The organism is Mesorhizobium sp. P2_F5 (assembly GCF_056403715.1).
The window spans coordinates 166,308-192,032 of record NZ_JBFUEY010000006.1; the positions used below are offsets into that span (position 1 = coordinate 166,308).

General features: G+C 63.4%; 24 protein-coding genes, 1 tRNA gene and 1 pseudogene. 12 read left to right on the plus strand and 14 right to left on the minus strand.

The genetic code is table 11. The annotated features are described in order from the left end of the window. Positions 1-11 precede the first annotated feature (11 nt). Positions 12-1,112: a sn-glycerol-3-phosphate ABC transporter ATP-binding protein UgpC gene (ugpC, locus tag AC1DYO_RS11460; RefSeq protein WP_477263196.1), complete on the plus strand. Its 1,101-nt coding sequence runs from the start codon at positions 12-14 to the stop codon at positions 1,110-1,112. A 76-nt stretch (positions 1,113-1,188) separates the two neighbouring features. Further along, positions 1,189-1,992: a phosphodiesterase gene (locus AC1DYO_RS11465; RefSeq protein ID WP_477263198.1), complete on the plus strand. Its 804-nt coding sequence runs from the start codon at positions 1,189-1,191 to the stop codon at positions 1,990-1,992. 85 nt (positions 1,993-2,077) lie between these two features. Here AC1DYO_RS11465 and AC1DYO_RS11470 read toward each other — a convergent pair whose 3' ends face one another. From AC1DYO_RS11470 to AC1DYO_RS11480, 3 genes are all read right to left on the minus strand, one after another. Then, a complete protein-coding gene (locus tag AC1DYO_RS11470) occupies positions 2,078-3,160 on the minus strand; it encodes an ABC transporter ATP-binding protein (RefSeq protein ID WP_477263200.1) in 1,083 nt (360 codons plus the stop codon). Then, positions 3,157-4,731 carry an ABC transporter permease gene (locus AC1DYO_RS11475; protein ID WP_477263202.1) on the minus strand — a complete coding sequence of 525 codons (1,575 nt, stop codon included), beginning with the start codon at positions 4,729-4,731 and terminating at the stop codon, positions 3,157-3,159. Before AC1DYO_RS11475 ends, AC1DYO_RS11470 begins: the two co-directional genes overlap by 4 nt. 154 nt (positions 4,732-4,885) lie before the next feature. Then, the gene (locus AC1DYO_RS11480; protein ID WP_477263204.1) at positions 4,886-5,893 is read right to left on the minus strand and encodes an iron ABC transporter substrate-binding protein; all 1,008 of its coding nucleotides are present in this window, start codon (positions 5,891-5,893) and stop codon (positions 4,886-4,888) included. A gap of 205 nt (positions 5,894-6,098) precedes the next feature. On the opposite strand from AC1DYO_RS11480, the gene AC1DYO_RS11485 reads away from it, so the two are divergent. From AC1DYO_RS11485 to AC1DYO_RS11495, 3 genes are all read left to right on the plus strand, one after another. Then, complete coding sequence (locus tag AC1DYO_RS11485) at positions 6,099-6,635, plus strand: sigma-70 family RNA polymerase sigma factor (protein ID WP_142866419.1); 537 nt, start codon at positions 6,099-6,101, stop codon at positions 6,633-6,635. 1 nt (position 6,636) lies between these two features. Continuing rightward, positions 6,637-7,275: an NrsF family protein gene (locus tag AC1DYO_RS11490; protein WP_477263206.1), complete on the plus strand. Its 639-nt coding sequence runs from the start codon at positions 6,637-6,639 to the stop codon at positions 7,273-7,275. Between the two features lie 200 nt (positions 7,276-7,475). Further along, positions 7,476-9,410: a PAS domain S-box protein gene (locus AC1DYO_RS11495; RefSeq protein ID WP_477263208.1), complete on the plus strand. Its 1,935-nt coding sequence runs from the start codon at positions 7,476-7,478 to the stop codon at positions 9,408-9,410. A 28-nt stretch (positions 9,411-9,438) separates the two neighbouring features. Here AC1DYO_RS11495 and AC1DYO_RS11500 read toward each other — a convergent pair whose 3' ends face one another. The 7 genes from AC1DYO_RS11500 to AC1DYO_RS11530 all read right to left on the minus strand — a co-directional run bounded on the left by AC1DYO_RS11500 (position 9,439) and on the right by AC1DYO_RS11530 (position 14,868). After that, complete coding sequence (locus AC1DYO_RS11500) at positions 9,439-10,317, minus strand: 3-hydroxybutyryl-CoA dehydrogenase (RefSeq protein ID WP_477263210.1); 879 nt, start codon at positions 10,315-10,317, stop codon at positions 9,439-9,441. A gap of 120 nt (positions 10,318-10,437) precedes the next feature. Continuing rightward, entirely contained in the window at positions 10,438-11,367 is a 930-nt protein-coding gene (locus AC1DYO_RS11505; protein ID WP_477263212.1) for an electron transfer flavoprotein subunit alpha/FixB family protein, read from the minus strand. Positions 11,368-11,387: 20 nt separating this feature from the next. Then, on the minus strand, positions 11,388-12,137 hold the full coding sequence (locus AC1DYO_RS11510; protein WP_023671670.1) for an electron transfer flavoprotein subunit beta/FixA family protein: 750 nt from the start codon (positions 12,135-12,137) through the stop codon (positions 11,388-11,390). Positions 12,138-12,353: 216 nt separating this feature from the next. Continuing rightward, entirely contained in the window at positions 12,354-13,154 is an 801-nt protein-coding gene (locus AC1DYO_RS11515) for a rhomboid family intramembrane serine protease (RefSeq protein ID WP_477263214.1), read from the minus strand. Between the two features lie 31 nt (positions 13,155-13,185). Beyond that, positions 13,186-13,767: a cob(I)yrinic acid a,c-diamide adenosyltransferase gene (locus AC1DYO_RS11520; protein WP_477263216.1), complete on the minus strand. Its 582-nt coding sequence runs from the start codon at positions 13,765-13,767 to the stop codon at positions 13,186-13,188. 19 nt (positions 13,768-13,786) lie between these two features. Next, the gene (locus AC1DYO_RS11525; protein ID WP_112562259.1) at positions 13,787-13,978 is read right to left on the minus strand and encodes a twin transmembrane helix small protein; all 192 of its coding nucleotides are present in this window, start codon (positions 13,976-13,978) and stop codon (positions 13,787-13,789) included. 23 nt (positions 13,979-14,001) lie between these two features. Next, positions 14,002-14,868: an SDR family oxidoreductase gene (locus AC1DYO_RS11530; protein ID WP_477263218.1), complete on the minus strand. Its 867-nt coding sequence runs from the start codon at positions 14,866-14,868 to the stop codon at positions 14,002-14,004. A 60-nt stretch (positions 14,869-14,928) separates the two neighbouring features. Between AC1DYO_RS11530 and AC1DYO_RS11535 the strand changes: the two genes are divergently transcribed. Continuing rightward, entirely contained in the window at positions 14,929-15,777 is an 849-nt protein-coding gene (locus tag AC1DYO_RS11535; RefSeq protein WP_181061787.1) for a YihY/virulence factor BrkB family protein, read from the plus strand. 70 nt (positions 15,778-15,847) lie between these two features. Here the strand turns inward: AC1DYO_RS11535 and AC1DYO_RS11540 are convergent, their stop codons facing one another. Further along, positions 15,848-16,753, minus strand: coding sequence for a DMT family transporter (locus AC1DYO_RS11540; protein WP_477263220.1), 906 nt, complete (start codon positions 16,751-16,753; stop codon positions 15,848-15,850). A 215-nt stretch (positions 16,754-16,968) separates the two neighbouring features. Between AC1DYO_RS11540 and AC1DYO_RS11545 the strand changes: the two genes are divergently transcribed. Next, on the plus strand, positions 16,969-17,256 hold the full coding sequence (locus AC1DYO_RS11545; RefSeq protein ID WP_477263222.1) for a hypothetical protein: 288 nt from the start codon (positions 16,969-16,971) through the stop codon (positions 17,254-17,256). A 54-nt stretch (positions 17,257-17,310) separates the two neighbouring features. Here the strand turns inward: AC1DYO_RS11545 and gluQRS are convergent, their stop codons facing one another. Next, on the minus strand, positions 17,311-18,186 hold the full coding sequence (gene gluQRS, locus AC1DYO_RS11550) for a tRNA glutamyl-Q(34) synthetase GluQRS (RefSeq protein ID WP_477263223.1): 876 nt from the start codon (positions 18,184-18,186) through the stop codon (positions 17,311-17,313). 74 nt (positions 18,187-18,260) lie between these two features. Here gluQRS and AC1DYO_RS11555 point away from each other — a divergent pair, with 74 nt between their 5' ends. Then, positions 18,261-18,902 (plus strand): DNA-3-methyladenine glycosylase family protein, encoded by a 642-nt coding sequence (locus AC1DYO_RS11555; RefSeq protein WP_477263225.1) that lies wholly within the window; start codon positions 18,261-18,263, stop codon positions 18,900-18,902. 128 nt (positions 18,903-19,030) lie between these two features. Next, complete coding sequence (locus AC1DYO_RS11560; protein ID WP_008874122.1) at positions 19,031-19,588, plus strand: HNH endonuclease; 558 nt, start codon at positions 19,031-19,033, stop codon at positions 19,586-19,588. Between the two features lie 401 nt (positions 19,589-19,989). Here the strand turns inward: AC1DYO_RS11560 and AC1DYO_RS11565 are convergent, their stop codons facing one another. Together AC1DYO_RS11565 and AC1DYO_RS11570 are read right to left on the minus strand one after the other, a co-directional pair. After that, positions 19,990-20,508: a disulfide bond formation protein B gene (locus AC1DYO_RS11565; RefSeq protein WP_477263227.1), complete on the minus strand. Its 519-nt coding sequence runs from the start codon at positions 20,506-20,508 to the stop codon at positions 19,990-19,992. 92 nt (positions 20,509-20,600) lie between these two features. Next, positions 20,601-21,185 carry a YqaA family protein gene (locus AC1DYO_RS11570; protein WP_181062068.1) on the minus strand — a complete coding sequence of 195 codons (585 nt, stop codon included), beginning with the start codon at positions 21,183-21,185 and terminating at the stop codon, positions 20,601-20,603. A 387-nt stretch (positions 21,186-21,572) separates the two neighbouring features. Between AC1DYO_RS11570 and AC1DYO_RS11575 the strand changes: the two genes are divergently transcribed. The 3 genes and pseudogenes from AC1DYO_RS11575 (at position 21,573) to AC1DYO_RS11585 (ending at position 25,609) form a co-directional block, all read left to right on the plus strand. Further along, a tRNA-Leu gene (locus AC1DYO_RS11575) sits at positions 21,573-21,657 on the plus strand. A gap of 691 nt (positions 21,658-22,348) precedes the next feature. After that, positions 22,349-23,505 (plus strand): annotated as a pseudogene (locus AC1DYO_RS11580) (IS30 family transposase). A gap of 151 nt (positions 23,506-23,656) precedes the next feature. Beyond that, entirely contained in the window at positions 23,657-25,609 is a 1,953-nt protein-coding gene (locus AC1DYO_RS11585; RefSeq protein WP_477263229.1) for a mechanosensitive ion channel family protein, read from the plus strand. Positions 25,610-25,725 lie beyond the last annotated feature (116 nt).

The window sequence follows — 25,725 nt, forward strand, 5'->3', positions numbered from 1 at the left end:
GGAGACGGCCAATGGCCTCCATCACCATTCGCGACGTCACGAAGAGCTACGCCAAGATGCAGGTCGTGCATGGCGTCGATCTCGACATCGCCACTGGCGAGTTCGTCGTCATCCTCGGGCCGTCGGGCTGCGGCAAGTCCACACTGCTGCGCATGATCGCCGGGCTGGAGGACATTTCGGGCGGCACGATCGCCATCGACGGCACCGTCGTCAACAAGCTCGAACCGCGCGAGCGCGGCTGCGCCATGGTGTTCCAGAACTACGCCCTCTATCCGCATATGAGCGTGGCGCAGAACATCGGCTATTCGCTGAAAGTATCGGGCGTTCCCGCCGCCGAGCGCACCCAGCGCATCCAGGCGGTTGCCCGCACGCTGGAGCTCGAACATCTGCTCGACCGCAAGCCGATGGCGCTATCCGGTGGCCAGCGCCAGCGCGTCGCTATGGGCCGCGCCATGATCCGCGAGCCGAAGGTGTTTTTGTTCGATGAACCGCTGTCCAATCTCGACGCCAAGCTGCGTGTCCAGATGCGCTCGGAAATCCGCAAGCTGCATCGCCGGCTCGCCGCCACCTCCGTGTTCGTCACCCACGATCAGGTCGAGGCGATGACGCTGGCCGACAAGCTGGTGGTGATGAATGGCGGCCGCATCGAACAGGTCGGCACGCCGGCCGAAGTCTACAGCCGGCCGGCGAGCCGTTTTGTCGCCACCTTCGTCGGCGCGCCGGCAATGAACATGCTCGAAGGCACGGTGACGCTCGACGGCCTGTCGCTGCTTGGCGACAGCCGCAAGCTCAATGTTTCGCGCACGGGCCTGCCGGTCGGCAGCAAGGTCGCGGTCGGCATCCGGCCGGAGGCCGTGCGCCTGGTCGCGCCCGGCACGCCAGGCGCTCTGGAAGCGACCGTCGATCTCGTCGAAGAACTCGGCGCCGGCCGTGTGGTCTATGTCGATCTCGACGGCGCAGCGTTCTCGGTGGTGACGTCGGAGACCGTGCATCCGGTGCCGGGCAGCGCAGTCGGCCTGCAGTTTGCCGAAACCGACCTGCACTTCTTCTCGTCCGAGACCGGAGCCCGGCTCGACGTGTTCAAGGCTTCGGTGCCGGAGCCGGTGTTCTGATTCTTACAGGCCATCGGCAAGTGCCTTCCCGTCCGCTCAGGGCGGACGGCAAAGCAGTCTCCCAAGGAAAAGTCACATGAAGATCATCCAGGTCACCGATGTCCATTTGGGACGGCGCGGCGAGATCCGCTACGGCGTCGACCTGCATGAACGGCTCGACCGCTGCATCGACCACATCAATGCCCGCCATGACGATGCCGCCCTTTGCGTGTTCAGCGGCGACCTGACCGAGACCGGAGCGCCCGAGAGCTATGCCGATCTCAAATCGGCCTTGAGCCGGCTTTCGCTGCCGTACCGGCTGCTGCCGGGAAACCACGACAGGCGCGCCAATCTCATAGCTGCCTTTCCCGAAAACCCGACCGACGACAATGGCTTCGTGCAGTCGGTCTTCGACACGCCCCAGGCATCGCTCTTGTTCCTGGACAGCTTGGCCGAAGGCCGTGTCACCGGCGAACTCTGCGACAAGCGGCTGGCCTGGCTCGACGCGCGGCTCGGCGAGGCGGCGGGACGGCAGGCCTACATCTTCCTGCATCATCCGCCGGTCGAGCTCGGCCTGCCGCTGCTCGATCCGCTCGGGCTGGAACAGCCGCAGCGCTTTCTCGATGTGCTGACACGCCACGGTAATGTCGGCCACATCTTCTTCGGCCATGTCCATCGCGACATTGCCGGCACGATCGGAGGCATTCCGTTCACCGCGCAGCGTGGCCTGCATGCCCGTTTCATGCTCGACCTCGTCGGCGAGGAGATGATCGAGCAGGCGCCGCCGACCTACGGCATCGTGCTCATCGACGCTGCCGCCCGACGGCTGGTCGTGCACAATAACGACTTCCTTGAGAACTGGCCGCTCTGGTCACCGGCGACGGGCCAGAGGGTTGGGTAGGAATCCTCGTTTGCCACAATTCCCTAGGGAAAGCGCTATACGCTTTTCCCGGGAAAACCGCTTCACACTTTTCCTGGAATTGCTTTTAGACGAACACATGCGCCTTGCCGGAGACGGTCAGCCGTACGATCTCGCCGACGGCCGGCGCGTCGATACCCGGCTTGCGGAGCATCAGCGGCGTGTTGCCTATTGCCGCAGCATCAGGTGGATCGGGGTTGTTCAACAGCCGCACCGCAATGGTGCACATCGAACCGGCGAACTCTGATTCCGTCACCTCGGCGAAGATCGTGCCCGGCGGGCCCGACATGCCTTCGCGCGACGTGCGGTTCACTTGCACCTGCTCCGGTCGCAGCATGATGCGGGCGATGTCGCGGCGCTCCTTCGAGTCGACGGCAATGCGGCCGAGCGAGGAGGTGGCAAAGCCGCCTGAAATCTTCGCCGGCAAGATGATGGCGTCGCCGAGGAACTCGGCGACCATGCGGTCCTTCGGCTGCAGATAGAGTTCACGCGGCGTGCCGATCTGCGAGAACTTTCCGTCGCGCATGACCGCGACCTGGCTGGCGAAGGACAGCGCCTCGGCCTGGTCGTGGGTGACCAGGATGGTGGTGATGCCCGCGGCTTCGAGCAATTCGGCGACTGCCTTGCGCATCGAGGCGCGCAGGCCGGTGTCGAGCGCCGAAAACGGCTCGTCGAGCAGCATCAGCCTGGGTTTCATCGCCATGGCGCGCGCCAGCGCCACGCGCTGCTGCTGGCCGCCGGAGAGCTGGTGCGGACGGCGTTTGAGGATCGCCTTGTCGAGCCCGACCGTATAGGCGAGATCGGCGATGCGCTCGGCGCGCTGGTCCTCGCCGCGGGCCATGCCAAAGCCGATATTGTCGGCGATGCTGAGATGCGGGAACAGGGCGCCGTCTTGCGCTACGAGGCCGATGCCACGCCGATGCGCCGGCACGGCATGGCCGCCATTGGCCAGCACCTCACCGTCGAGCATGACGCGGCCCTGGTCCGGCGCTTCGAAGCCGGCGATCAGCCGCAGCAACGTCGTCTTGCCGCAACCGGAGGGGCCGACAATCGCGGTGCGGCTGCCGCTGGCGGCGCTGAGGTCGATGCCGGCAAGGGCGGCGACCGGGCCGTAGTGCTTGGTGAGGCCGCTGATTTCGAGAAAGCTCATCGTCCGGCCATCCGTTTCGACTGGACATAGAGCAGCCAGGTCAGCGGCAGCGACATCGCCACCATGATGAAGGCATAAGGGGCGGCGGAGGCATAGTCGATCTCGCCGCTGTAGGACCAGAACGCCATGGCCAGTGTGCGGGTGCCGTTGGGCGCCAGCATCTGGGTGGCGGTCAGTTCATTCATGATGCCGAGCGCGACCAGCGCCATGCCGGCCGCGGCACCTGGTGCCGACAGGCGGATCGTCGTCGACCACAGCGCTTTCAGCGGCGGCCGGCCAAGGCTGGCTGCGGCGCGTTCGAGCTCGACCGGCGCCTGCGCGATCGATGCCCTGAGGCTGATCAGCGCGCGCGGCAGAAACATCAGGGCATAAGCGACCAGGATGGTGAACAGCGTCTGGTAGAGCGGCATGGCGATGCGGACGGTGATGGTGACGAGCGCCAGCGCGATGACGACGCCAGGCAGCGCACCAACGATGTAGTTGCAGCCCTCGAGCAACCGCTGCAGCGGCCCCGGCGCGCGGATCGAGATCCAGGCCATCGGCATGGCGGCGATGGTCGCAAGCACGGCACCGGCGAGCGCCAGGAACAGCGTCTGGCCAAGCGCCAGGCCGATCTCGTCGAACCGCCAGACATCGGCGCCGCCGGCGACCAGCCAGCGGCCGATGGTGACGAAGGGCACGCCAATGGCGAGCAGCGTGGTGATGGCAGGCAGAGCCAGGCAGGGCAGCGTGGCGCGTCCGAGCCTGCTGCGCTGCCGGTGGCGCGGCGCGCCTGAGCCGACGCGGGCATAGCGTTCTTCGCCGCGCACCAGCACCTCCAGAGCGAGCAGCACGAAGCAGCAGGTCACCAGGACGCCGGCCAGCATATTGGCGGCCGGGCCGTTGAAGGTCGACTGGAACTGGTCGACGATCGCCGTGGTGAAGGTGTCGAAGCGGATGAAGACATAGAGGCCATATTCGGCAAGCAGATGCAGGCCGACCAGCAGCGCGCCGCCGCAAATGGCGAGCCTGAGCTGCGGCAGCACGACACGTGCGAATACGCGCCACGGTCCGAGGCCCAACGCTGCGGCTGCGTCTTCCAAAGCAGGGTCGAGCCGGCGCAGGGCGGCCGCGATCGGCAGATAGAGGAACGGGAAATAAGCGATGACGGAGACGAGCACGCCGGCCCACAGGCCGTGCAGTCCCGGCACCAGGGTAATCCAGGCGTAGGAATGCACGAAGGCGGGGATAGCGAGCGGCGCCACCGCGAGCCAGGCCCACAGCCTGGCGCCGGACAAGTCGCTGCGCTCGGTCAGCCAGGCCAGCGCTATCGACAACATGATGGCGATCGGCACGGTGAGCGCTACCAGCAGCACGGTGTTGACCAGGAGTTCGCCGACGCGTGGCCGGAAGACCAGGGCCGAGACGGTGTCCCAGCCCGTCTGCACCGCGGTCCAGATGATGAAGGCAAGCGGCAGCAGCGACAGCAGCGACACGATGATGGCGGCAAGCGCGATCCAGGACATGGGTTGTCGGTGGCGCGACCGCCCGGCTGCAGGGCCTGAACGTGCGAGATCGACCGCAGATTGCATCAGTTCGACCGCGCCACTGCCGCCGGGGCGGGGGCGCCGCAGGCGCGGCCGGAAACGCAATGTGTCGTCATGGACGATGCCATCTCGAAAACAGAGCGCTCCTGCGGAAAGCCCCGCAGGAGCGCAATCGTTGCCCTTTTAGGACGAACCCAGACTAAAGCAAGCCGGCTGCCGTCATCAGATCGGTCACCTTCTTGGAGTTCAGCTTTGCTGGGTCGACCTTCGGCGCCTGCAGATCGACCAGCGGCACCAGTTTCGGGTTGGACTGAGCGTCCTTGCCGACCGCGTATTCGAAGGAGGTGCCGGTCTTCAACACGTCCTGACCGCCCTTGCCGGTCACCCATTTCAGAAACGCCTGGGCCTCCTTCTGATGCTTGCTCGAGGCCAGCACGCCGCCGCCGGAAATCGAGACGAAGGCCCCCGGGTCCTGGTTCTTGAAATAGTGCAGTTCGACATTCTTGCTGTTTTCGCCGGTCTTGGCCTGATCGCCGAAATAGTAATAGTGGTAGATGACGCCGCCTTCGATCTCGCCGGCATTGACCGCCTTCATCACCGTGCTGTTGCCCTTATAAGCGGTGAAGTTCGCCTTCATAGCCTTCAGCCAGTCGGCGGTAGCGGCTTCGCCCTTGAGCTCGAGCAATGCACTTACGATGGCCTGGAAATCGGCGCCAGAGGGCGAAGCGGCCCAGCGGCCTTTCCAGCTCGGATCGGCGAGATCGAGCATCGATTTGGGCAGCTGGTCGGCGGTGAGCTTGGTCTTGTTGTAGGCAAAGACGGTGCTGCGCGCCGCGACACCCACCCATTTGCCGCTGCTTGGCTGGTAATCAGCCGGGACCTGGGCAAGCGTATCAGCATCGACGGGCGCAAACAGGCCCGCAGCTTCGACCAGGGTCATGGCCGGGGAGTTCTCGGTCAGGAACACGTCGGCCGGCGAAGAAGCGCCCTCGGCGACGATCTGGTTGGAGAAATCGCTGTCGCCGCCATTGCGCAGCGTGACCTTGATGCCGGTTTCCTTGGTGAAGCCTTTGACCCATTCCTTGGCGAGGCTTTCATGCTGGGCATTGTAGACGATAATGCCGGCGTCCGCGGCCATTGCCGGGCCGCCGATCAGGCTGATTGCCAGCGCGGTGGCGCCGACCAGGGTGGAAAGAGCATATTTCATGGCGTCATCCTCAATCTCGGCGGTTCTGGTTTTGCACGCCTGCTCCTACCAATACCTGATCATCATAGTCAACATTGACCGGCTGCTTCAATCGGTCGCCGCCCCTGCAAACTTTCGTGATTTTGCGGCACTTTGGCTTGGACATTATTTCGTTGGCCACGTAACAAATCAGCACCGAAGCGCGAAGATCGGGGAGTGAACTCTTGTGAGCGGCAAGGATGAGGCCGAGCTTTCCCGGCTGATGCGGGCCGCAATCGCGGGAGATGAAAGGGCTTACGCCGACTTTCTGCACCGGATCGCCGCGCTGGTTCGCGGCTTTGTCAGGCGCAAGATCGTACAGGGCGGGGTCGATCCCGAGGATGTCGTGCAGGAAACCTTGTTGGCCATTCATGTGAAACGGCATACCTGGCGCCAGGACGCGCCGGTGTTGCCGTGGATCTATGCGATTGCCCGCTTCAAGCTGATCGATGCCTTCCGGCGGCGCGGGCGGCGCATCGAGATCGAGATCGACGAGATCGCCGAGACCTTTGCCGAGCCGGAAGCCGAGACGGTCAGCGAACGCGACATCAATCGCGCGCTGGACGGCCTGCCGCCGGCGCAGCGGTCGGTGGTCTCGGCCATATCGGTCGATGGCCGCTCGATCGGCGAGACGGCTGCCAAGCTCGGCGTCAGCGAGACGGCGGTGCGGGTGTCACTGCATCGCGGGCTTGCCGCGATCGCCAAACGCTTCGGGCGGCAATGACATGAGAACCGAGGATCTCATCAAGGCACTCGACGCTGACGTGCGCAGCAAGGCGATGCCGCTGCGCTCGGCCTGGTGGATGGCTGCGGCTGCGGCTGCGGTGATCGCCGCGGTCGTCTTCTTCCTCACCATCGGCCCGCGCCCCGACATCATGATCGCCATGCACACGGTGCGCTTCCTGGCGAAATTCGTCTTCACGCTGGTGCTGGCCACCACAGCCTTCGCACTGATCCGGGCACTGTCGACACCGGGCGCTTCGACAGCGAGAACCGCCGCCTGGATGGCCGCTGCACCGCTGCTGGTGGCCGTGGCTGTGGCTCTCGAACTGTTCATGGTGCCGGAGCCGATGTGGAGCACGCGCATGGTCGGCTCCAACATGATGATCTGCATGGGCTTCATCCCGCTGATCGGCATCGGGCCGCTTGCCGTCTTCCTGTGGATGCTGCGCTATGGCGCGCCGACGCGGCCGGTGCTTGCCGGCGCGGTCGCGGGTCTGCTCGCCGGCGGCTTGGCGGCGACCTTCTACGCCGCGCACTGCTTCGACGATTCGCCGCTTTTCGTCGCCACCTGGTATACGCTTGCGATCGCCGTCCTCGCCGGGCTCGGCGCGCTCGGGGGACGGTTCTTCGTCCGCTGGTAGCAGGCCTGCAATCGCCGGCAATGATCACCGATCCTTAATCATGCCGGCAATTGTTTGCGGGTTAACCGTGTTGCCGATGGCTCCGGCGAAACCTTTCCTTAAAATCGATCATCCAAGGTTTTCCGCAGAAATGTGTTGCGCACGGGGTGGCATGCACAGTGACGCGATGGAAACGAAAAAGCCTGCGGGCTGACAGTCACGTGGCTTTGGTGCTCGCGGCCGGCGGATTTTGCGCTGCCGTGGTGGCGATGCTGCTGTCGTGGCTCGACGTCAGCGCCGAAGTGCTCAAGCTCTGCCTGCTGATATCGGTGCCGGTCGCCGCCGTGGCGCTGATGCTCGCCGCCCTGTTCATCTACCGGATACTGGACGACCGCCGGCAGATTGCCGAGAGCGAGCAGCGCTTCCGCCGCGCCATGGAGGATTCGGCGATCGGCATCGCCATTGTCGGCCTCGACGGCCGCATCCACGAAACCAATCCGGCCTTCGCCGCCATGCTCGGCTACAGCAAGGAAGAAATCGAGGCGCTGACCTTCTTCCAGATCACGCATCCCGACGATGTGCAGATCGGCCGCGAGACGATGGACGGCATGCGGGCGGGCACCGTCAACGCCTTCCACTTCGAAAAGCGCTACCTCAAGAAGGACGGCACGCCGGTGTGGGCGCATCTTGCCGGTTCCGTCATTCGCGACGAGAAGAGCGGTCGCCCGCTCTACCTCGTCTCGCAGATCGAGAATATCGACGCGCGCAAGCAATCCGAGGCGCGCATAGCCGAAGCCGAAACGCGCTGGAACTTTGCCCTGGCCAGTGCCGGACAAGGCGTCTGGGATCTCGACATGCGCAAGGGCGGCACCACCTACTCCGCCACCTGGGTGACGATGCTGGGCTATGCCGATGGCGAACTGGACGGCGATCCCGACCGCTGGCTGACGATGATCCATCCCGACGACCAAGAGAAGGTGGCCGAGGCCGATCGCGCTCATCTGGAGGGCAAGACGCCGTTTTTCGAAGCCGAATTCAGGATGCGCCACAAGGACGGACACTGGGTCTGGATCCTCGATCGCGGCAAGACGCTCGAACGCGACAGCGAGGGCCGCCTGATCAGGGCCATCGGCAGCCTGACCGACATCACCCAGCGCAAGCAGACCGAGGAAAGCCTGATTGTGTCGGCGGCGGCGCTGGCGGACGAGAAGGAGCGGTTGAGGGTGACGCTGCAGTCGATCGGCGACGCCGTCATCTGCACCGATGCCGCCAACCGCATCACTTTCATGAACCCGATCGCCGAAAAGCTGACGGGCATTCCAGGCGCAGAGGCGCTCGGCAAGACGCTTGGCCATGTCTACTGGGCGGTTGACGAGGAGACCGGGCAACGGATCGGCATGACGCGGCCGGCGCTCGGCGGCGCCAGCCCCGCCGACCAGAACAGCCGCGCCGTCCTCATCCGCCGCGACGACACGCGCTGCAGCATCCGCCAGGTCGTGTCGCCGATCATGAACGACCGCCAGGAGTTCTGCGGCCAGGTCATCGTATTCCAGGATTTCACCGATGCGCGCGCCTTGCAGCGCCAGCTCGCCTATGCCGCCGCGCATGACGCGCTGACCGGCCTTGCCAACCGCTCAAGCTTCATCCGCACTATGGAAGAACTGGTCGACCAGAGCCGTAAGGCTAGCGCGAAAAGGCCGGCGGGTGAGCATCATTTCATGTTCATCGATCTCGATCACTTCAAGCTGGTCAACGACACTGGTGGCCACGCCGCCGGCGATGCCCTGCTGAAGCGGGTTGCCGAGGCTGTTCGCGGTGCGCTGGGGCCGGAGGATATCGTTGCCCGCCTCGGCGGCGACGAATTTGCGGTCATCCTGAAGTCCGGCTCGAGCGCCGGCGCCAGGATTGCCGCACGCTCGATCATCGACGCCGTTCGCAGCCTGCAGTTCAACTGGGAGGGCCGGCCGCATGCGATCGACGCCAGCATCGGGCTGGCGCCGATTCACGCCGGCAGCGGCGAGGTCGACGAGATCATCGCCCGGGCGGATGCTGCCTGCTATGCGGCCAAGGCCGCCGGCCGCGGCTGTGTTTCCGTGGCGCCTGACGACAACGGGTCAGGCGGCCAAGCCGAGCCACCGCTGGCGGCGGCGTCCTGAGAGCCGCGCTGACTTTTCGTTCAGGTGGTTAGCGCGTCGGGACCGGGTGTTCGCCGCGATAGTCGTAGAAGCCGCGCCCGGTTTTGCGGCCGAGCCAGCCGGCCTCGACATATTTCACCAGCAGCGGGCAGGGGCGATACTTCGAATCCGACAGGCCGTCATGAAGCACCTGCATGATCGACAGGCAGGTGTCGAGCCCAATGAAATCGGCGAGCTGCAGCGGCCCCATCGGATGGTTGGCGCCGAGCTTCATGGCAGTGTCGATGGCGTCGACCGAACCGACGCCTTCATAGAGCGTATAGATCGCCTCGTTGATCATCGGCAGCAGGATGCGGTTGACGATGAAGGCGGGGAAATCCTCCGAGACGGTAATCGTCTTGTCGAGCTGCTTCACATAGGCCTTGGCCGCCTCGAAAGTCTGGTCCTCGGTGGCGATGCCGCGCACCAGTTCGACCAGCTTCATCAGCGGCACAGGGTTCATGAAATGTATGCCGATGAAGCGCTCGGGCCGGTCGGTCTGCGCCGCCAGCCGGGTGATCGAGATCGACGACGTGTTGGTCGCCAGGATCGCTTCCGGGTTGAGCTGCGGACAGAGTTGGGCGTAGATCTTGCGCTTGACGGTCTCGTCCTCGGTCGCCGCTTCAATCACCAGATCCGCACCAGCGAGATCGGCCATCGTGGGAGCCGCCGAAATGCGCGCCATCGCATCGTTGCGCAGCTTTTCGTCAAGCTTGCCGGAGCCGACCTGGCGGGCCATGTTGCCGCTGACGGTGGCAATGCCCTTTTCGATCCGGTCGGGCGAGACATCGTAGATCAGCACCTTGTAGCCCGAAAGCGCCGACACATGCGCGATGCCGCCGCCCATCTGGCCGGCGCCAATAATGCCGATCGTCTCGATCTTGGCCATTTGCAGCGATCCCGTCGAAAAGGCCTTTGCGGCCTGCTTTTTGTGCAGTGCAAACTAAAAGGGTGGGGCAGCTTCGTCTACCCCACCCTCTCACAATTTAATACGCTTTGGCAGAAAGCGTCAAAGCGCCTTTTGCAGCTCCGGCAGGATGACGAAAAGGTCGCCGACCAGGCCGTAATCGGCAACCTGGAAGATCGGCGCCTCCTCGTCCTTGTTGATGGCGACGATAACTTTCGAATCCTTCATGCCGGCAAGGTGCTGGATGGCGCCGGAAATGCCCACCGCAATGTAGAGATCGGGAGCCACGACCTTGCCGGTCTGGCCGACCTGCCAGTCGTTCGGCGCGTAGCCGGCATCGACGGCGGCGCGGGAAGCGCCGACGGCGGCACCGAGCTTGTCGGCGACCGGCAGGATGACTTCCTGGAATTTCTCCGCCGAGCCGAGCGCTCGGCCGCCCGAGATGATGATCTTGGCCGAGGTCAGCTCCGGACGGTCGGTATCCGACAGCTTGTTCTCGACAAAGGTGGACAGACCCGGGTTGGCCGCTGCCTTGACGGTCTCGACCGCGGCCGAACCGCCTTCAGGCGCCGCGTGGAAGGAAGCGGTGCGCACGGTGATCACCTTCTTGGCGTCGCTCGACTGCACCGTCTGGATGGCGTTGCCGGCATAGATCGGCCGCTTGAAGGTGTCAGGCGAAACCACCTCGATGATTTCCGACACCTGCGCGACATCGAGCAGGGCCGCCACGCGCGGCGCGACGTTCTTGCCCGACGACGTCGCCGGCGCGATGATCGTGTCGTAGGCGCCGGCGAGCGAAACAACCAGAGCGGCCGTCGGCTCTGCGAGGCGCTCGGCCAGTTCGTCGGCTTCCGCCAGCAGCACCTTGCTCACACCCTTGAGCTTGGCGGCGGCGTCGGCAGCGGCTTTGGCGCCTTTGCCGGCAACCAGTACATGCACGTCCGAACCGATCTGCAGGGCGGCCGAGAGCGCCTTGGCGGTCTGGTCGGAAAGGCTTGCGTTGTCGTGTTCTGCGATGAGGAGAATGGTCATGTTTTTATCCCTTCCCAGCCTTACAACACGCCGGCTTCGTTCTTGAGCTTGTCGACCAGTTCGGCGACGCTCTTGACCTTGACGCCCGCCTTGCGGCCGCTGGGCTCCTCGGTCTTGAGCACCTTCAGGCGCGGCTTGACGTCGGCGCCGTAGTCGGCCGGGCTCTTTTCGTCGAGCGGCTTCTTCTTGGCCTTCATGATGTTGGGCAGCGAGGCGTAGCGCGGCTGGTTGAGGCGAAGGTCGGCAGTGATGATCGCCGGCATCTTCAGCTCCACCGTCTGCAGCCCGCCATCGACTTCGCGCGTCACCTTGGCCTTATCGCCGTCGAGCACGACCTTGGAGGCGAAGGTGCCTTGCGCCCAGCCGAGCAAAGCGGCCAGCATCTGGCCGGTCTGGTTCGAATCGTCGTCGATTGCTTGCTTGCCGAGGATGACGAGGCCGGGCTGTTCGGCATCGACGACGCCTTTCAGCACCTTGGCGACGCCGAGCGGCTCGGTCTGTTCGTCGGTCTTGACCAGGATGGCGCGGTCGGCGCCCATGGCGAGCGCGGTGCGCAGGGTTTCCTGCGCCTGCTGCGGGCCGATCGAAACGACGATGATCTCTTCGGCCTTGCCGGCTTCCTTCAGCCGGAGCGCCTCTTCCACCGCGATCTCGTCGAACGGGTTCATCGCCATCTTGACGTTGGCGAGCTCAACCGCCGAACCATCAGCCTTCACGCGAACCTTGACGTTCGCATCCACAACCCGCTTCACGGGCACAAGGATCTTCATTTGCCTGTCACCTCTCTTGGGATATTCGGGCGCGCTATAGCAGCGCGCACCATTTCAGAGTTGTCGAAAGCCGACATTCCTGACTGAATTCCGGCCAAACGGAATTCTGGCCAGACGGAATTCTTGTCTTCTGCCGCCTAACGGTGGCGTCCTCCGTAGTTGTGGCAACGCAGCACGTCAATATGCCACGGCAGCGGCCAAACCACTCAAATCGGTTCAGTTCTGACCGGAAGCGCCACCCCGGCCCCAGCGCGTCTCAGGTTGCGTGGGAGCGGGATCGGCGGGCGCCGGCCCGGTAGAAGCGGCCGGCTGATCGGCGGGTTCGGGCTCGCCGTCGTCGCCGGCAAGCAGCGGCACGCCGCGGCTGCGCATAATGAGCACCAGAACGCCGCCGGCAATGATGCCGCCAATATGGCAGGCCCAGGATATCTGGTTTTCGCCGCCGGCGGCAAACATCACCACCTGGAAGCCGATCCACAGGATCAGAGGGATGAAGGCCGGGATGCGCAGCGGAATGCGGGCAAAGACCAGCACCCAAACCTTCACCCGGGGATAGAGGACCAGATAGGCTGCGACGACCCCGGCGATGGCGCCGGAGGCGCCGATCAGCGGCACTTGCGAATCCCAGGCGACGAGCCCCTGGAAAGCGGCTCCGGCGATGGCGCACAGCAGGTAGAAGATGAGGTAGCGGATGTGGCCGAGCGCGTCCTCGACATTGTCGCCGAACACCCACAGGAACAGCATGTTGCCGCCGAGATGGAAGATATCGGCATGCAGGAAGGCATAGGTGAGGTAGCTCAGGCTCTCCGGAATGACGATGAATTCAGGCGAGAGCTCTGCCGTATTGTGGACAACCGAAGGAATGAAGCCGAGGCCGAGCACAGCTGCGTTGTTGAAATTTTCGCCGCCGATCGTGGTGACGAGAAAGACCAGCGCATTGGCCACGATCAGGCCGATCGTGACATATTGCAGCCTTATGTGGCGCAACCTGTTGGTGTCGTAAAGCGGGATGAACATGCCCCAGGCCCTCGTCCGCTTCTTAAAAAACTCAGCGGTTCTTGCCGGGCACCCATAACACGTCGGCATTTCCGTTGTCATTGACCGCACGGGCGGCGACGAACAGAAAGTCCGAGACGCGGTTGATGTATTTCAGCCCCTCGCGGTTGACGTGCTCGGCCGGGTCCTGCGCCAGCGCCACCATGATCCGCTCGGCCCGCCGCGCCACGGTGCGGGCAAGATGAAGCGCGGCCGCCGCCGGCGTGCCGCCGTTGAGCACGAAGGATTTCAGCGGCTTAAGCTCCTTGTTGAGGAGGTCGATGTCTTTTTCCACGCGGTCGGTCTGCGAAGCGATGATGCGCAGCGGCTCGTAGCCGAGCGGCTTGCCGTCGTCGGGCACGGCGAGGTCGGCGCCGAGATCGAACAAGTCGTTCTGGATGCGGGACAGCATGGCATCGATCGTGGGATGGCTTGCCGCCGTATTCAGGCGGGCGATGCCGATGCAGGCATTGGCTTCGTCGACCGTGCCATAGGCATCGACGCGCAGGTCGGATTTCAGCCTGCGTTCACCGGTGCCGAGGCCGGTGGTGCCGTCGTCGCCGGTGCGGGTGTAGATTTTGTTGAGTTTGACCACGTTGCCTCCCGAACGGCCGTCACTTGCGGGTGAAATACACCACCAGCAGGATCAGCGCCAAGGCCACGGCCTGCAATAGCACACGGGCCTGCATCAGCTTGTTGGAGGTGACGCCGTCGCCGCCGCGCATCATGTTGATGAGGCCGCGGACCAGCACGATCAAGACCGCGGCCATGGCCACAACGGCGAGGATTTTGAAGACGGTGACCATCTGGCGGCTCCAGTTCGTTTCGGTCAGGCGCGCCTGGCAAGCACGCGATAGAGCAGGGACGCCGGCAGGATGCGTTTCAGCATCACGCCGATCTTAGCCGGCACTGTTACCACATAGTGAGGGCGCGGGCGCCGCGACAGAAGTGCATGGCGCAAGGCTGCATAGACCACCTCCGGCCCCTTTTTCAGCCGCGATGAGCTGCCGCCGGCCCGAAGCCGTGCCAGTTGCGCGGCGTAGGCGACATGGTGGACCGAATTCTCGTGGTCGATGTTTTTCAGGAACCAGAACAATCCGTTGCTGGCGATTTTCGACGTCACCGGCCCCGGTTCGATCAGTGAGACATGGACGCCGCTGCCCTGCACCTCCTGCTGCATGCACAGCATCAGCCCTTCGAGAGCGTGCTTGGAGGCTGAGTAGGCGCCGCGAAAAGGCACCGGCGCCAGGCCAAGGATCGAGGAACAGTGGATCAGACGGCCATGTCCCTGACGGCGCATCGCCGGCACGATGCGCTGGGTCAGGTCATGCCAGCCGAAGAAATTGGCCTCGAACTGCTCGCGCAATGCTGCAACGGGCAGGTCTTCGACGGCGCCGGGCTGTGCATGGGCGCCGTTGTTGAACAGGGCGTCGAGGCGTCCGCCTGTCCGCTCCAGCACCGATGCCGCAAGGGCAGCGATGGAGTCGGGCTCACGGTAGTCGAGGTAAAAGGCCTCGATGCCGTCGGCCTCAAGTGCGGCGATGTCTTCCGGCTTGCGCGCCGTTGCAAACACCCGCCAGCCATCAGCCTTCAGCGCCCGGGCGCAATAGGCGCCTATTCCGGAAGAGGCACCGGTGACGATGATGGTGCGCAATTCTTTCGCCGGCGGGATCGTGGTTTGAGCAAGGGTTGCCATTTGCCACAATCCCTTCCCATATTCGCGGCGTCGAGACAATCGAAGGGAACGCGGCTCTTGATGCGGAATATCGTCGTGCTGCGCCGCGTGCTCTATGACGCGCTTGGCCATTTCAACACCGACGACGGCTGGGCGATGGCCAGCCATCTGGCGATCACCTCGCTGATGGCGTTGTTCCCGTTCCTGATCTTTGCCACCACGCTGGCGAGCTTCCTCGGTGCGCAGGCCTTCGCCGATACCGCCGTGCACCTCGTCTTCGACACATGGCCCGAACAGATCGCCAAGCCGATCGCGCGCGAGGTGCTCAACGTGCTGACGGTGCGGCGCACCGATCTTTTGACCTATGGCGTGTTGCTGGCCGCCTATTTCGCCTCCAACGGTATCGAGGCGCTGCGCACTTCGCTCAACCGCGCCTACCGTGTCGCCGAGACGCGCGGCATCATCTACCGCCGGGTGCAGAGCATTTTCTTCGTGTTGATCGCCACGGCCGGGTTCCTGGCGATCAGCCTGCTGCTGGTATTTGCGCCCTTGCTGGCGCGGCTGGCGGAAGCTCATTTCGAGTGGATCAAGCCCTATACCGGCACGATCACGCTGTGGCGTTACGTCATCGCCTCAGTGGTCATCATCGGCGGGTTGTTTGCCGTGCATTATTGGCTGCCGGCCGGCAAGCGCCGCTTCGTCTCACTGGTGCCTGGCATCGTTTTCACCCTGGCCGCATGGCTTATCGGCTCGACGATGTTCGCGACCTATCTCGATCACTTCTCGTCCTATGTGACGACTTATGCCGGGCTGGCGTCGATCATGATCGCGGTGGTCTTCCTCTATATGCTGTCGGCGATCTTCATCCTCGGCGGCGAACTCAACGCCGCGATCAGCCGCTTTCTCGAGGCGCGCGCCAGGGTCGGATGAGTCGATAACGGCCGGATTGAGAATTGAGGAACTGGAGAAGAAGCACGCAGCGCCAGAGTTCCTCAATTCCTCAGTTCCCCCAGTTCCTCAATTCCTCAGTTCTCCCCTTGGCGGGCCGAGCCGTGGCCAGGCCGACGCCGAGTGTCGCGATGGCCATGCCGACGATCTGCACGAGGCTGAGCTGTTCGCCGAACAGCGCCCAGGCGATGACAGCGGTGACGGCCGGCACCAGGTAGAACAGCGAAGCGACCTTCGACATCTCGCCGTCGCGGATCATCACCATCAACAGGAAGATGGCGCCGATCGACAGCACCAGCACCAGCCAGGCCATGGCAAAGATCAGTTCGCCGTTGATGACGACCGTGTGCGTCTCGAAGGCCAGCGAAGCCAGGATCATCAGCGCGCCGCCGCCGATATATTGCCACATCGTTGCCGCCACCAGGTCGCCGCCCGAGGCATAGCGCTTCTGCCAGATGGTGCCGGCGCTCATGCCCAGCACCGACACCAGAGAGGCGATAAGCGTTTCTGGCGTGACGCCGCCGCCAAGCGCGCCGAGCTTCGGCCACAGCACGATGACGACCCCTATCAGGCCAACGGCGAGGCCAGCCCAGTGACGCGGCAGGATCGCCTCGCCGAGGAATCGGCCGGCAAGCACGGCCGTGATCAGCGGCTGCAGCCCGACGATCAGCGCCGAAAGCCCGGCCGGCATGCCCCGGTGGATCGCCCAGAACACCGCGCCGAGATAGATGCCATGCATGAGGATGCCGGCGACGGTGGCGTGAAGCGCTTCGGCCCTTGTGGCGCGCTTCGAGCCAAGCACGAGCATCAGGCCGGCGAGCAGCAAGGCGGCGATGACGAAGCGTACCGCCAGGAAGGTGAAGGGCTCCGCCCAAGGCATGGCATAACGCGCACCGATGAAGCCGGTCGCCCACAGGACGACAAAGGAGGCGGGGATGAACCGCTTGAGACTGTGCATTTTTCGGGGAAGCCGTTTCCGGGGGAGGCCGATTGAGTGAAGAGACAAATACGGCAATTGCTCTAATGCGGTTCAATCCGGCAAGCAAAGCGAAACAATTGATACATAAGCTCGCTCTGATGTAGGGGTGGCCGAATTCAAAGGGCGGCGTCGGACAATCGACTTCTGTCGATCGATCCGGCGACATGGCGTTTCGGCTTCGAGGAGGAGCGCGCATGCTGTTGCATCTCGACACAAGCTGGCTGTTGATGACGGTTGCGAGCGTGGCCGTGTTCGGCTTCTTCTTCGGCTCGGCGCTCGACGCCATCATGGAGGAGGACGGTTTTGGGTCGACCGGCAACACGCTGCTGTTCACGCTTGGTTTTTTCGTCGCGATCATGGTCGCGAACGAGCATGGCATCGTCCTTAGAGATCTGAAGCTCGCGGTTGCCTGGGGACTGGGCGGCGCCTTCGCGTTTATCGGCGTGTTGGCGCTGCTCAAGGCGGGGCTGGCACGCCTCTAGAGTGACGCAATTCCGGACGGAAAACCGCTCACACTTTTCCTGGAATTGCTCTAGCTAGAGACCGACGACCCGCCTGACATCGTCCGGCGAAGCGCCTGCCTGCTTGAGTGCGCCAAGGCCGGTATCGCCAAAGCTCTTCGACAATTTGCGCCCATCCGGTCCAAGCACGAGACGGTGGTGGAAATAGTTCGGCTGGGCCAGCCCGAGCAGTTCCTGCAGAAGGCGCTGGATGCCGGTCGCGGAATAAAGATCCTGGCCGCGCACGACATGGCTGACGCCTTGCAGGGCGTCGTCGACGACGACCGCCAGGTGATAGCTGGTCGGGATGTCGCGGCGCGCCAGGATCACGTCGCCCCAGTCCTGCGGACGCGCCTCGACGTGCGCCGTCGCCGACAGTGTCTCGTCGGTGAATTCACGCCAGGACAAATCCGTGCCGAGGCGTGCTCGTGCCGCTTCGACGTCGAGGCGCCAGGCGAAGGGCGCGTTGTCGGCGATCCGGCGGTTGCGTTCGCTGATCGGCAGCGCCTTGTCGGCGCCGGGATAGAGCGGCACGCCGTCCGGGTCGCGCGGCCAGTCGCGGCCACGCTTTTCGCTGTCGGCGATGAACGCCCTGATCTCGCTACGGCTCATGAAGGCGGGGTAGACGAGCCCTTCGCGGATCAGTCGGTCGAGCACCGCCTGATAGTCGGCGAAATGCTCGGCCTGACGCCGCACCGGTTGTTCCCATTCGAGGCCCAGCCATTCGAGGTCGCGAAAAATGCCGGCCTCGAATTCCGGCGTGCATCGGGTCGTGTCGATGTCCTCGATGCGCAGCAGCAGGCGGCCGCCGGCAGTGCGCGCCAGCCGCTGGTTGAGCAACGCCGAATAGGCATGGCCGAGATGCAGTTCGCCATTCGGGCTCGGCGCGAAGCGAAATGTCAGGAGCGTCATGTCAAAAGCGGCAATCGGGTTGTGCAGCGGTTTTGCCAATTGCTACCGTGCGGCCGGTTCAGGAACAAGAAAGCATGCAACGCATCGCCACGCTTGACGACATTGCGCAAGGGCTCGACGCGCTTTGCGTAATCGATCCGCGGCTGGAAAAGGTGCGCGGCATGGCCGGCGAGGTGCCGTTGAGGCTTTCTGAACCGGGGTTCCGAAGCCTGGCCTCGATCATCGTCTCGCAGCAGGTCTCCCGCGCGAGCGCCGATGCCATTTTCGGCCGGCTGGTGAAACTGGTCGATCCGATGACGCCGCAGGCCACCCTTGCCGCAGGCGAGGACATGTTTCGCGAGGCAGGGCTGTCGCGGCCGAAGCAGCGTGGCCTAATCGCGGTTGCCCAGGCCGTGGTCGACGGTCTCGACCTGCATCACCTCTGCTCGCTCGACGCCGGGGAGGCGATCGCGGCGATGACAGCGGTGCCGGGCATCGGCCCGTGGACGGCGGAAGTCTATCTTCTGTTTGCCGCCGGCCACCCCGATATTTTCCCCGCGCGCGACGTCGCGCTGCAAAGCGCGGTCGGCCATGCGCTGGGCATCGAGCCGCGCCCGCCGGAGAAAACACTCATCGCTTTGGCCGAATCATGGAGCCCGTGGCGAGGTGTCGCATCGCGGCTTTTCTGGTCCTATTATCGCGAAACCAGGGGCAGGGACGCCGCGCCACCGGCCTGAAACCGCAAAAAAGCATGAAAATCCTGCATTTTTGCCGCTTTTGGCGAGCGACAATCCGCTTCACATCCCTGTCATGTCGGGCTTACAGTATCCGCGCCGATCGGTTCTAGAACGAGGAGGTCAACAAGGTGACGGTTGCCGTATCTCCGGATGGGCTTCCTGCGCTGGTGCTGAATGCGGATTACCGTCCGCTCAGCTATTACCCCTTGTCGCTCTGGTCCTGGCAGGACGCCATCAAGGCGGTGTTCCTCGACCGGGTCAACATTGTCGCCGAATACGAGCATGCGGTGTCTTCGCCGACCTTCTCGATGAAGCTGCCGAGCGTCGTCAGCCTGAAGGCCTATGTGAAGCCGTCCAGGCATCCGGCCTTCACCCGCTTCAACGTGTTCCTGCGCGACCGCTTCCAGTGCCAGTATTGCGGCACGCCCGAGGATCTGACCTTCGACCACGTCATCCCGCGCCATCGCGGCGGGGCGACGACATGGGAGAATGTCGTTGCCGCCTGTTCGCCCTGCAATCTCAGGAAGGGCGGCATGATGCCGGCGCACGCCAAGATGTGGCCGCTGCAAAAGCCCTACCAGCCGACCGTGCACGATCTGCACAACAATGGCCGGTTGTTCCCGCCCAACCATCTGCATGAAAGCTGGATGGATTATCTCTACTGGGATGTCGAACTCGAACCCTGAGATCGTTCGAGAATTCGGGAGGCTGGCCGCCTGACGCAGCCTTCTGCGCTTCCGGTGCTGTTACCAGACCATGATAGTCTGACACACCCCGATAAGCGACCAGTTCGGCCGCGCTCACTTATCAGCGGCTTCGCGCTTAAGGACCGGCTTCCCCCACTCCGTCGCTGCTTCGCAGCGCCACCTCTCCCCCCTCCGGAGGGAGAGGAAGGGAGCCTGTTGGACGAGCGCTGGCTGCGATAGGCTCGCGCCTTTCCTCTACCCCGTCGATCGGGGGAGAGGTGGCTCGGCGAAGCCGAGACGGAGTGGGGGTCGACCTGGCTCGGACGTCGAAAACGGCGCCACGCGACTCACCTGTCGAATTTTTACTCGAACCCTGCGCTGTGGGGCTCAATCAAATTTGATCAGTCGCGGGCCAAGGCACTGCGAAAGGCTACGGCGGCGAGGATGAAGCTGGCTATGGCGTTCCAGCCGGCCAGCGACAGGCCGAGGATACGAAGTGCTGCCTTGTCGCAGGACGGCGGCACGAATTTGTCGAGCGCATCGAGCACGCCCTTGCCGCCGGTGTCGACCGGGCCAGCGCCGGCGGTGCAGTCGGCCGGGCCCTGCCACCAGGCCCATTCGACGCCCGAGTGGTAGACGCCGAGATAGAGGCCGTAGAGCATCAGCAGGCCGCCGATGGCGAGCAGGCCGCGCGTCAGCCAGGCGGGCGCGTTGAGCATCGAGGCGATCACCGCCAAAATCATCAGCGGGGCGCCGATATAGTAGGGCGTGCGCTGCTCCAGGCAGAGATGGCAAGGGATGTAGCCGCCTATGTGCTGGAAGGCGAGCGCGGAGCCGACCGTGGCGGCCATGGCGACGGCGAGAAACAAAGCGGTGCGCGTCCGCTGGCGTCCGGTATCGGCATTCATGGTCGCTGTCATGGTGTTGTGATCCGTTGAATTGCCCGTCCGCCTAATCTCTGTTTGTCCATGTCGTTGTCCCAAAACCGCTGCGCACTTTTGGGCGACATAGACTAGAACGCGTATTTGACCACGATATAGAGCAAAATCAGGGCGGCGGCGCCGGCGCCGACGATCAATCCCAAACGCTTCTCGATGAATTCCTTGATCTCTTCGCCATAGCGGCGCAGCAGCCAAGCAAGAAGCAAGAAGCGAGCGCCGCGCGCCAGGATGGCCGAGACGATGAAGACAACAAGATTGACGTGAAGCGCTCCGGCCAGAATGGTGACCACCTTCATCGGCGGCAGATGAGCAGCGCCGGATGTGACGAGCAGCACCAGCATCAGCCCGGTGCCGGACGACTGCCACTTCTCGAACGTGTCGAGGCCGCCGAAGTGCTCCAGCATCGGCCGTGCTATCGTGTCGTAGGCATAGTAACCGATGAGCCAGCCGGCAATGCCGCCCAGCACGGACGCAACGGTGGCGGTGAGCGCGTAGCGATAGGCGCGTTCGGGCCGCGCCAACGCCATGGGCAGGTACAAGACGTCGGCAGGTATGAAAAACACCGAGCTTTCGACGAAGGCGATGAAGGCCAGCCACCATTCGGCGGATTTGCGTGCCGCAAGCGACAAGGTCCAGTCGTAAAGTCCGCGAAGCATCGGCTCTCCTAATGCATGTCGCCCAGACGCAACGCGCTTTGATGCGGGCCTGTCTAGAAAGATTTTCCGCGCCGCACAATGGCAGGAGCGTCACGAAACCGAAAGGCGGGCTTTTGCCGCAAGCGGAGCACGGCGGCGCATTTGGCCAGTTGACGAACAGGCCTCCGACCGTATAGTCCGCGCCCATCCAGGCCCTCGGGCCTGAGCCCCTATGGCGGAATTGGTAGACGCGCTCGACTCAAAATCAGATTGCGCCTACCTTCCGCATGTAGAGAAATATCGATGCGTATCAATAGGTTAGGAGTATGCCGCTTCTCAATTCTCGCTCTTTCGGCTTTTGCTTGGGTGCAGCATGAGAGCGTTGAGAGACCAATGAGTTAGTGCTTTGCGGGTGTGGTGAAACTGGTAGACGCGCTGGATTCAAAATCCAGTTCCGAAAGGAGTGTCGGTTCGAGCCCGACCACCCGCACCAACTATCGGACAACGAACTTTGAGAACGGCGATCATTTCACTGTCGCAGGTCGCTTGGGGCTGTGGTGCTTCATTTTGCCAGCCGGCCAGCTCTGCGTCGGCTGCCAGGGCCCATCCTGACACGAATGCGCAACCCGTCGTGTTACGGTCTAATGGTTTTACGTCACTGGCCTGATCGCTATCAAAGCAAATGGGAGAGTTTGCCACGTCTAGGATCAATCGCCGCGCCTTGCTCTTCCACTCCGGCAGCGCAGTCGTCGCCTCGACGGTTGCGACAACGGCACTCGGCGCAGAGCCGCCGGGCCGAGACCAAGAACCGTCCAATAATCTGCGAGCGCTGATTAAGGCGCACACGACAGCATATGCCGCGTTCGGCAAAGCCCTGCATGACATAGGCGGTGGCAGCGGCGGCTCGGAGCTACCCGGGAGGAGCAGAGGGCGCTGCTCGCCATCTGCTGCTATGCTGCAGTTGGGGAAGGGGATCGGCTGGCCAAGGCCCGATATCTTTTAGAGATCGAGGCGCGCGGCGAACTTGATCTCGCAGAGCATATGCAGGCTGTTCTCCAATCGACGATGTGGAACGAATGAGGCGACCGGAGCGCAGAGGGTAAGCTGCCGATGTCCGGTATGCGCCGGTGGGTTCGACCGGTCATCGCAACACGCTTTAATCTGAGAGGATGAAGAGGTGTTGCATGGTGACGTCACGGATCTGGTTTACGTCAGCGCAGAAGGCCGAGCTTTGGGAGCGATGGAAGCGAGGTCAGAGCATTTCGTCGATCTCGCGGGCACTTGACCGCCGGAACAAGACCGGCGTTCAGCGGATCGTATCCTTACGCGGCGGCATTGCTCCGTCAGCCAGGCGTAGAGCGGCCTTGGCGCTCGGGCTGGCGGAGCGCGAAGAGATCTCTCGCGGGATCGCGGCGGGTCTTGCGATCCGCGCTATTGCACGAAGTCTCGGGCGATCCCCATCGACAATATGTCGCGAGATCTCGCGCAATGGCGGTGCACAAGCGTATCGTGCAACCCGGGCCGACAAGCATGCTTGGGAGCGAGCGCTGCGCCCGAAGCAGTGTCGCCTGGCATGCTCTGGGCGGCTACGATGGCGGGTGGCGCAAAAGCTAGCGCTGCAATGGTCCCCCGAGCAAATAGCGGGCTGGCTGAGGCGAGAGTACCCAGGCGATCCAAGCATGCGGATATCTCATGAAGCGATCTATCGCAGTCTATTCATCCAGTCGCGAGGGGTGTTCAAGAAGGAACTAACAGCGCACCTGCGTACCAAACGACAGATGCGGCTCGCCAAAGGCGCACAGAGCCGGACGGGGCAAGGACAAATACTCGATATGATCTCCATCCGCGAGCGCCCCGCCGAGGCTGAGGATCGCGCCGTCCCAGGCCATTGGGAGGGCGATCTGCTCACCGGGGCGAACGACACGCACATCGCCACCCTCGTCGAGCGACACAGCCGGTTCACGATGCTTGTAAAGGTGGCGAGGAGGGGCTCGGCCACCGTCGTGGCGGCCCTTGCCCAGACGATCGGCACATTGCCTGAAGAGTTGCGGCGCTCGCTAACGTGGGACCAGAGCAAGGAGATGGCTCGGCACAAGAGCTTCACCGTTGCAACCGATCTACAGGTCTACTTCTGCGATCCGCGAAGTCCCTGGCAGCGCGGCAGCAACGAAAATACCAACGGTCTGCTTAGGCAGTACTTCCCGAGAGAAACCAACCTCTCCCATGTCTCGCAGGCCCAACTCAACGCCGTCGCCCTGCGGCTCAATCAGCGACCACGAAAAACCCTGGACTTCGAAACGCCGGCCGATAGGCTACAGAAGGTGTTGCGATAACCGGTTGAACCCATCGCCTCTTGTCGGCCATTCACGATTCTTCGCTTCCCGCCCTAAAGCGGACTCCGCAGACAGCGAACTTCAGATCGAGGTTGTGCGCACTGAATAGTTCTGTAGGTGTTCAGGAGTGGATCACGCCGTGCACTCGGACCCGGGGCAATGGGCCGGGCAAAAAAGCTTGAATTGTCCGACGGTCGGGCGCTGGATAGCGAGACAGCGGCCGACGAGCGAGAGCCGGAACTGGCTTCAGAGGCGCTGAAGGGGGGTATCGTGGATACGACGGCGGAATCGGACGTTACTTCGTTAATTTCGGGCTTCGAACAGCTCGCCGAGCGTTTCGTCTCCGGACTGTTTGCGCGTTTTGCCGCTTTAAGCGGCGTCCCCGTCGAGCTTGAAAACCTGAGGGCCTCGCTCGCGGCCGGGGGAACGTCCCTCCTTATGCTCCTGTTCGAGATTGTGTTGGTTGTTGCGCTCGTCGCGGGCGTGTTCATCCTGCTCGCCCGGCGGTTCAAGAAGGCGAGTGCCACAAGCAATGCATGGCGCAGATTCTTCGCGGGCTTGGCGGCTGCTGTGGTGGCGCTGGTGATCGGCTTCATTGCTGCGCGGCTGCTGGCCGGTTCTGGCCTGCCTTTGCAAACCCTTCGCCTTTGGACGGTGGCGACCGTGCTCGGCTTCATCATCCTCGCCGCCGTCAGATCACTCTTGATGGCATCGCGGCGAACCGAGTTCGCGGAGCGCTCCGTCCATCTGGCGGCGCTCGTACGCGACCTCTCGCTTGCTATTGGCTTGGCGATCATCGGCGCTACGCTGTTCGGGACATTGCGGCTCTGGAGCGTCGGGCCGGCCTTGGCGGATCTGCTGCGAACAGGCTTGGGAATTCCGATCTACCTTGTGTTTGCATGGGCGGTATGGCGGCACAGACGCACAATGGCAGCCGCCGTCGCCGGTCCGCGCCCCAGAAGCCGGTGGCGCACCCGTCTCGCTAAAATGTGGCCGGCAATCGTGATCGCGTTCCTGATAATCACCTTTCTCAGCACTCAGGCCGCGCTGACCCTGGGAGCATCGCTTCGTGGGTCGGCCGTTCTGCTGACCGCGTTGATGTTTCTCGCGGCGCCGCATCTCGACGCAATGATCGGGAACTGGGCGCAGCGCGGATTGGAGTCTCCTGACATCTCGATCTTGGCAGCGGCAGGGCGACAGACGGCCCGCTTCACCATCGTGGCTATCATGATTGCCATGCTGGGAACGCTATGGGCGACACCGCTGGCTGCCGGGTTCGGCATAGATCTGCGAGAGGTCGCCAAGGGCGCGTCCGGTTTGGCGCTGATCATGTTGGGGGCGGGGTTTCTGTGGAATGTGGTCGGCACGGGGACGGCTCGCGCCTTGCGCGCGGAGTTACCTGCCGAAGGTGCTGACGAGGAGATGCTGGGTGCGCCGCGTTCACGGCTGGGCACGCTGGTGCCGCTGCTCGGCGCGGTCGGCAAATCGAGCATTGTGGCCTTAGCGCTGCTCTCGATCCTGGTGTCTATCGGGGTCAATGTCTGGCCTCTGATCGCCGGCTTGAGTGTGTTCGGGCTGGCCATCGGCTTCGGCTCGCAGACGCTGGTCAAGGACCTGGTCTCCGGGTTGTTTTTCCTGATCGACGACGCATTCCGCTTCGGCGAATATATCGAAACGTCAGGCGCCAAGGGGACCGTAGAAAAAATATCGGTCCGGTCGGTTTCCCTGCGCCATCAGCGCGGTGCCTTGGCGACAATTCCCTATGGTGAGATTGGCAAGATCCAGAATTTCAGCCGCGACTGGATGATCGAGAAACTGACCTTTCGCCTTGCGTTCGACACCGATGTCGACAAAGTCCGCAAGATTTTCAAGAAGATCGGCCAGGATATTTCGGCCGACCCGGAACTTGCTGGAGATCTGCTCGCCCCGTTCAAGAGCCAGGGAATTGCCGAGGTTGAGGACGGCACGCTGGTTATCCGGGCCAAATTCATGGCGAAAGCGGGCAAACACTTCATGATCCGCCGCGCCGTTTTGCTCGCCGTGCACCAGGCATTTCAGGAAAACGGCATTAAGGCCGTCCCAAAGCCACTGACATCTAATCCCGGAGCCTGAGCATTCCGGATAATCACGCCGCCCTGAAATTGTGTGATCGCAGACCCTTTGGATCCTGGGAGAGCACGAACTCCCAGTTGGAATCCTTCTCAATTCCGGTGATAGCGAAAACATAC

What these genes read in the sequence shown, in the direction of transcription:
- ugpC (WP_477263196.1), top strand. Translation starts at nt 12, where the DNA reads ATGGCCTCCATCACCATTCGCGACGTCACGAAGAGCTACGCCAAGATG.
- AC1DYO_RS11535 (WP_181061787.1), top strand. Translation starts at nt 14,929, where the DNA reads ATGCGGAATATCGTCGTGCTGCGCCGCGTGCTCTATGACGCGCTTGGC.
- AC1DYO_RS11585 (WP_477263229.1), top strand. Translation starts at nt 23,657, where the DNA reads ATGGGCCGGGCAAAAAAGCTTGAATTGTCCGACGGTCGGGCGCTGGAT.
- AC1DYO_RS11565 (WP_477263227.1), bottom strand. Translation starts at nt 20,508, where the DNA reads ATGACAGCGACCATGAATGCCGATACCGGACGCCAGCGGACGCGCACC.
- AC1DYO_RS11540 (WP_477263220.1), bottom strand. Translation starts at nt 16,753, where the DNA reads ATGCACAGTCTCAAGCGGTTCATCCCCGCCTCCTTTGTCGTCCTGTGG.
- AC1DYO_RS11530 (WP_477263218.1), bottom strand. Translation starts at nt 14,868, where the DNA reads ATGGCAACCCTTGCTCAAACCACGATCCCGCCGGCGAAAGAATTGCGC.
- AC1DYO_RS11505 (WP_477263212.1), bottom strand. Translation starts at nt 11,367, where the DNA reads ATGACCATTCTCCTCATCGCAGAACACGACAACGCAAGCCTTTCCGAC.
- AC1DYO_RS11570 (WP_181062068.1), bottom strand. Translation starts at nt 21,185, where the DNA reads ATGCTTCGCGGACTTTACGACTGGACCTTGTCGCTTGCGGCACGCAAA.
- AC1DYO_RS11465 (WP_477263198.1), top strand. Translation starts at nt 1,189, where the DNA reads ATGAAGATCATCCAGGTCACCGATGTCCATTTGGGACGGCGCGGCGAG.
- AC1DYO_RS11490 (WP_477263206.1), top strand. Translation starts at nt 6,637, where the DNA reads ATGAGAACCGAGGATCTCATCAAGGCACTCGACGCTGACGTGCGCAGC.
- AC1DYO_RS11475 (WP_477263202.1), bottom strand. Translation starts at nt 4,731, where the DNA reads ATGCAATCTGCGGTCGATCTCGCACGTTCAGGCCCTGCAGCCGGGCGG.
- gluQRS (WP_477263223.1), bottom strand. Translation starts at nt 18,186, where the DNA reads ATGACGCTCCTGACATTTCGCTTCGCGCCGAGCCCGAATGGCGAACTG.
- AC1DYO_RS11470 (WP_477263200.1), bottom strand. Translation starts at nt 3,160, where the DNA reads ATGAGCTTTCTCGAAATCAGCGGCCTCACCAAGCACTACGGCCCGGTC.
- AC1DYO_RS11510 (WP_023671670.1), bottom strand. Translation starts at nt 12,137, where the DNA reads ATGAAGATCCTTGTGCCCGTGAAGCGGGTTGTGGATGCGAACGTCAAG.
- AC1DYO_RS11555 (WP_477263225.1), top strand. Translation starts at nt 18,261, where the DNA reads ATGCAACGCATCGCCACGCTTGACGACATTGCGCAAGGGCTCGACGCG.
- AC1DYO_RS11500 (WP_477263210.1), bottom strand. Translation starts at nt 10,317, where the DNA reads ATGGCCAAGATCGAGACGATCGGCATTATTGGCGCCGGCCAGATGGGC.
- AC1DYO_RS11525 (WP_112562259.1), bottom strand. Translation starts at nt 13,978, where the DNA reads ATGGTCACCGTCTTCAAAATCCTCGCCGTTGTGGCCATGGCCGCGGTC.
- AC1DYO_RS11480 (WP_477263204.1), bottom strand. Translation starts at nt 5,893, where the DNA reads ATGAAATATGCTCTTTCCACCCTGGTCGGCGCCACCGCGCTGGCAATC.
- AC1DYO_RS11515 (WP_477263214.1), bottom strand. Translation starts at nt 13,154, where the DNA reads ATGTTCATCCCGCTTTACGACACCAACAGGTTGCGCCACATAAGGCTG.
- AC1DYO_RS11545 (WP_477263222.1), top strand. Translation starts at nt 16,969, where the DNA reads ATGCTGTTGCATCTCGACACAAGCTGGCTGTTGATGACGGTTGCGAGC.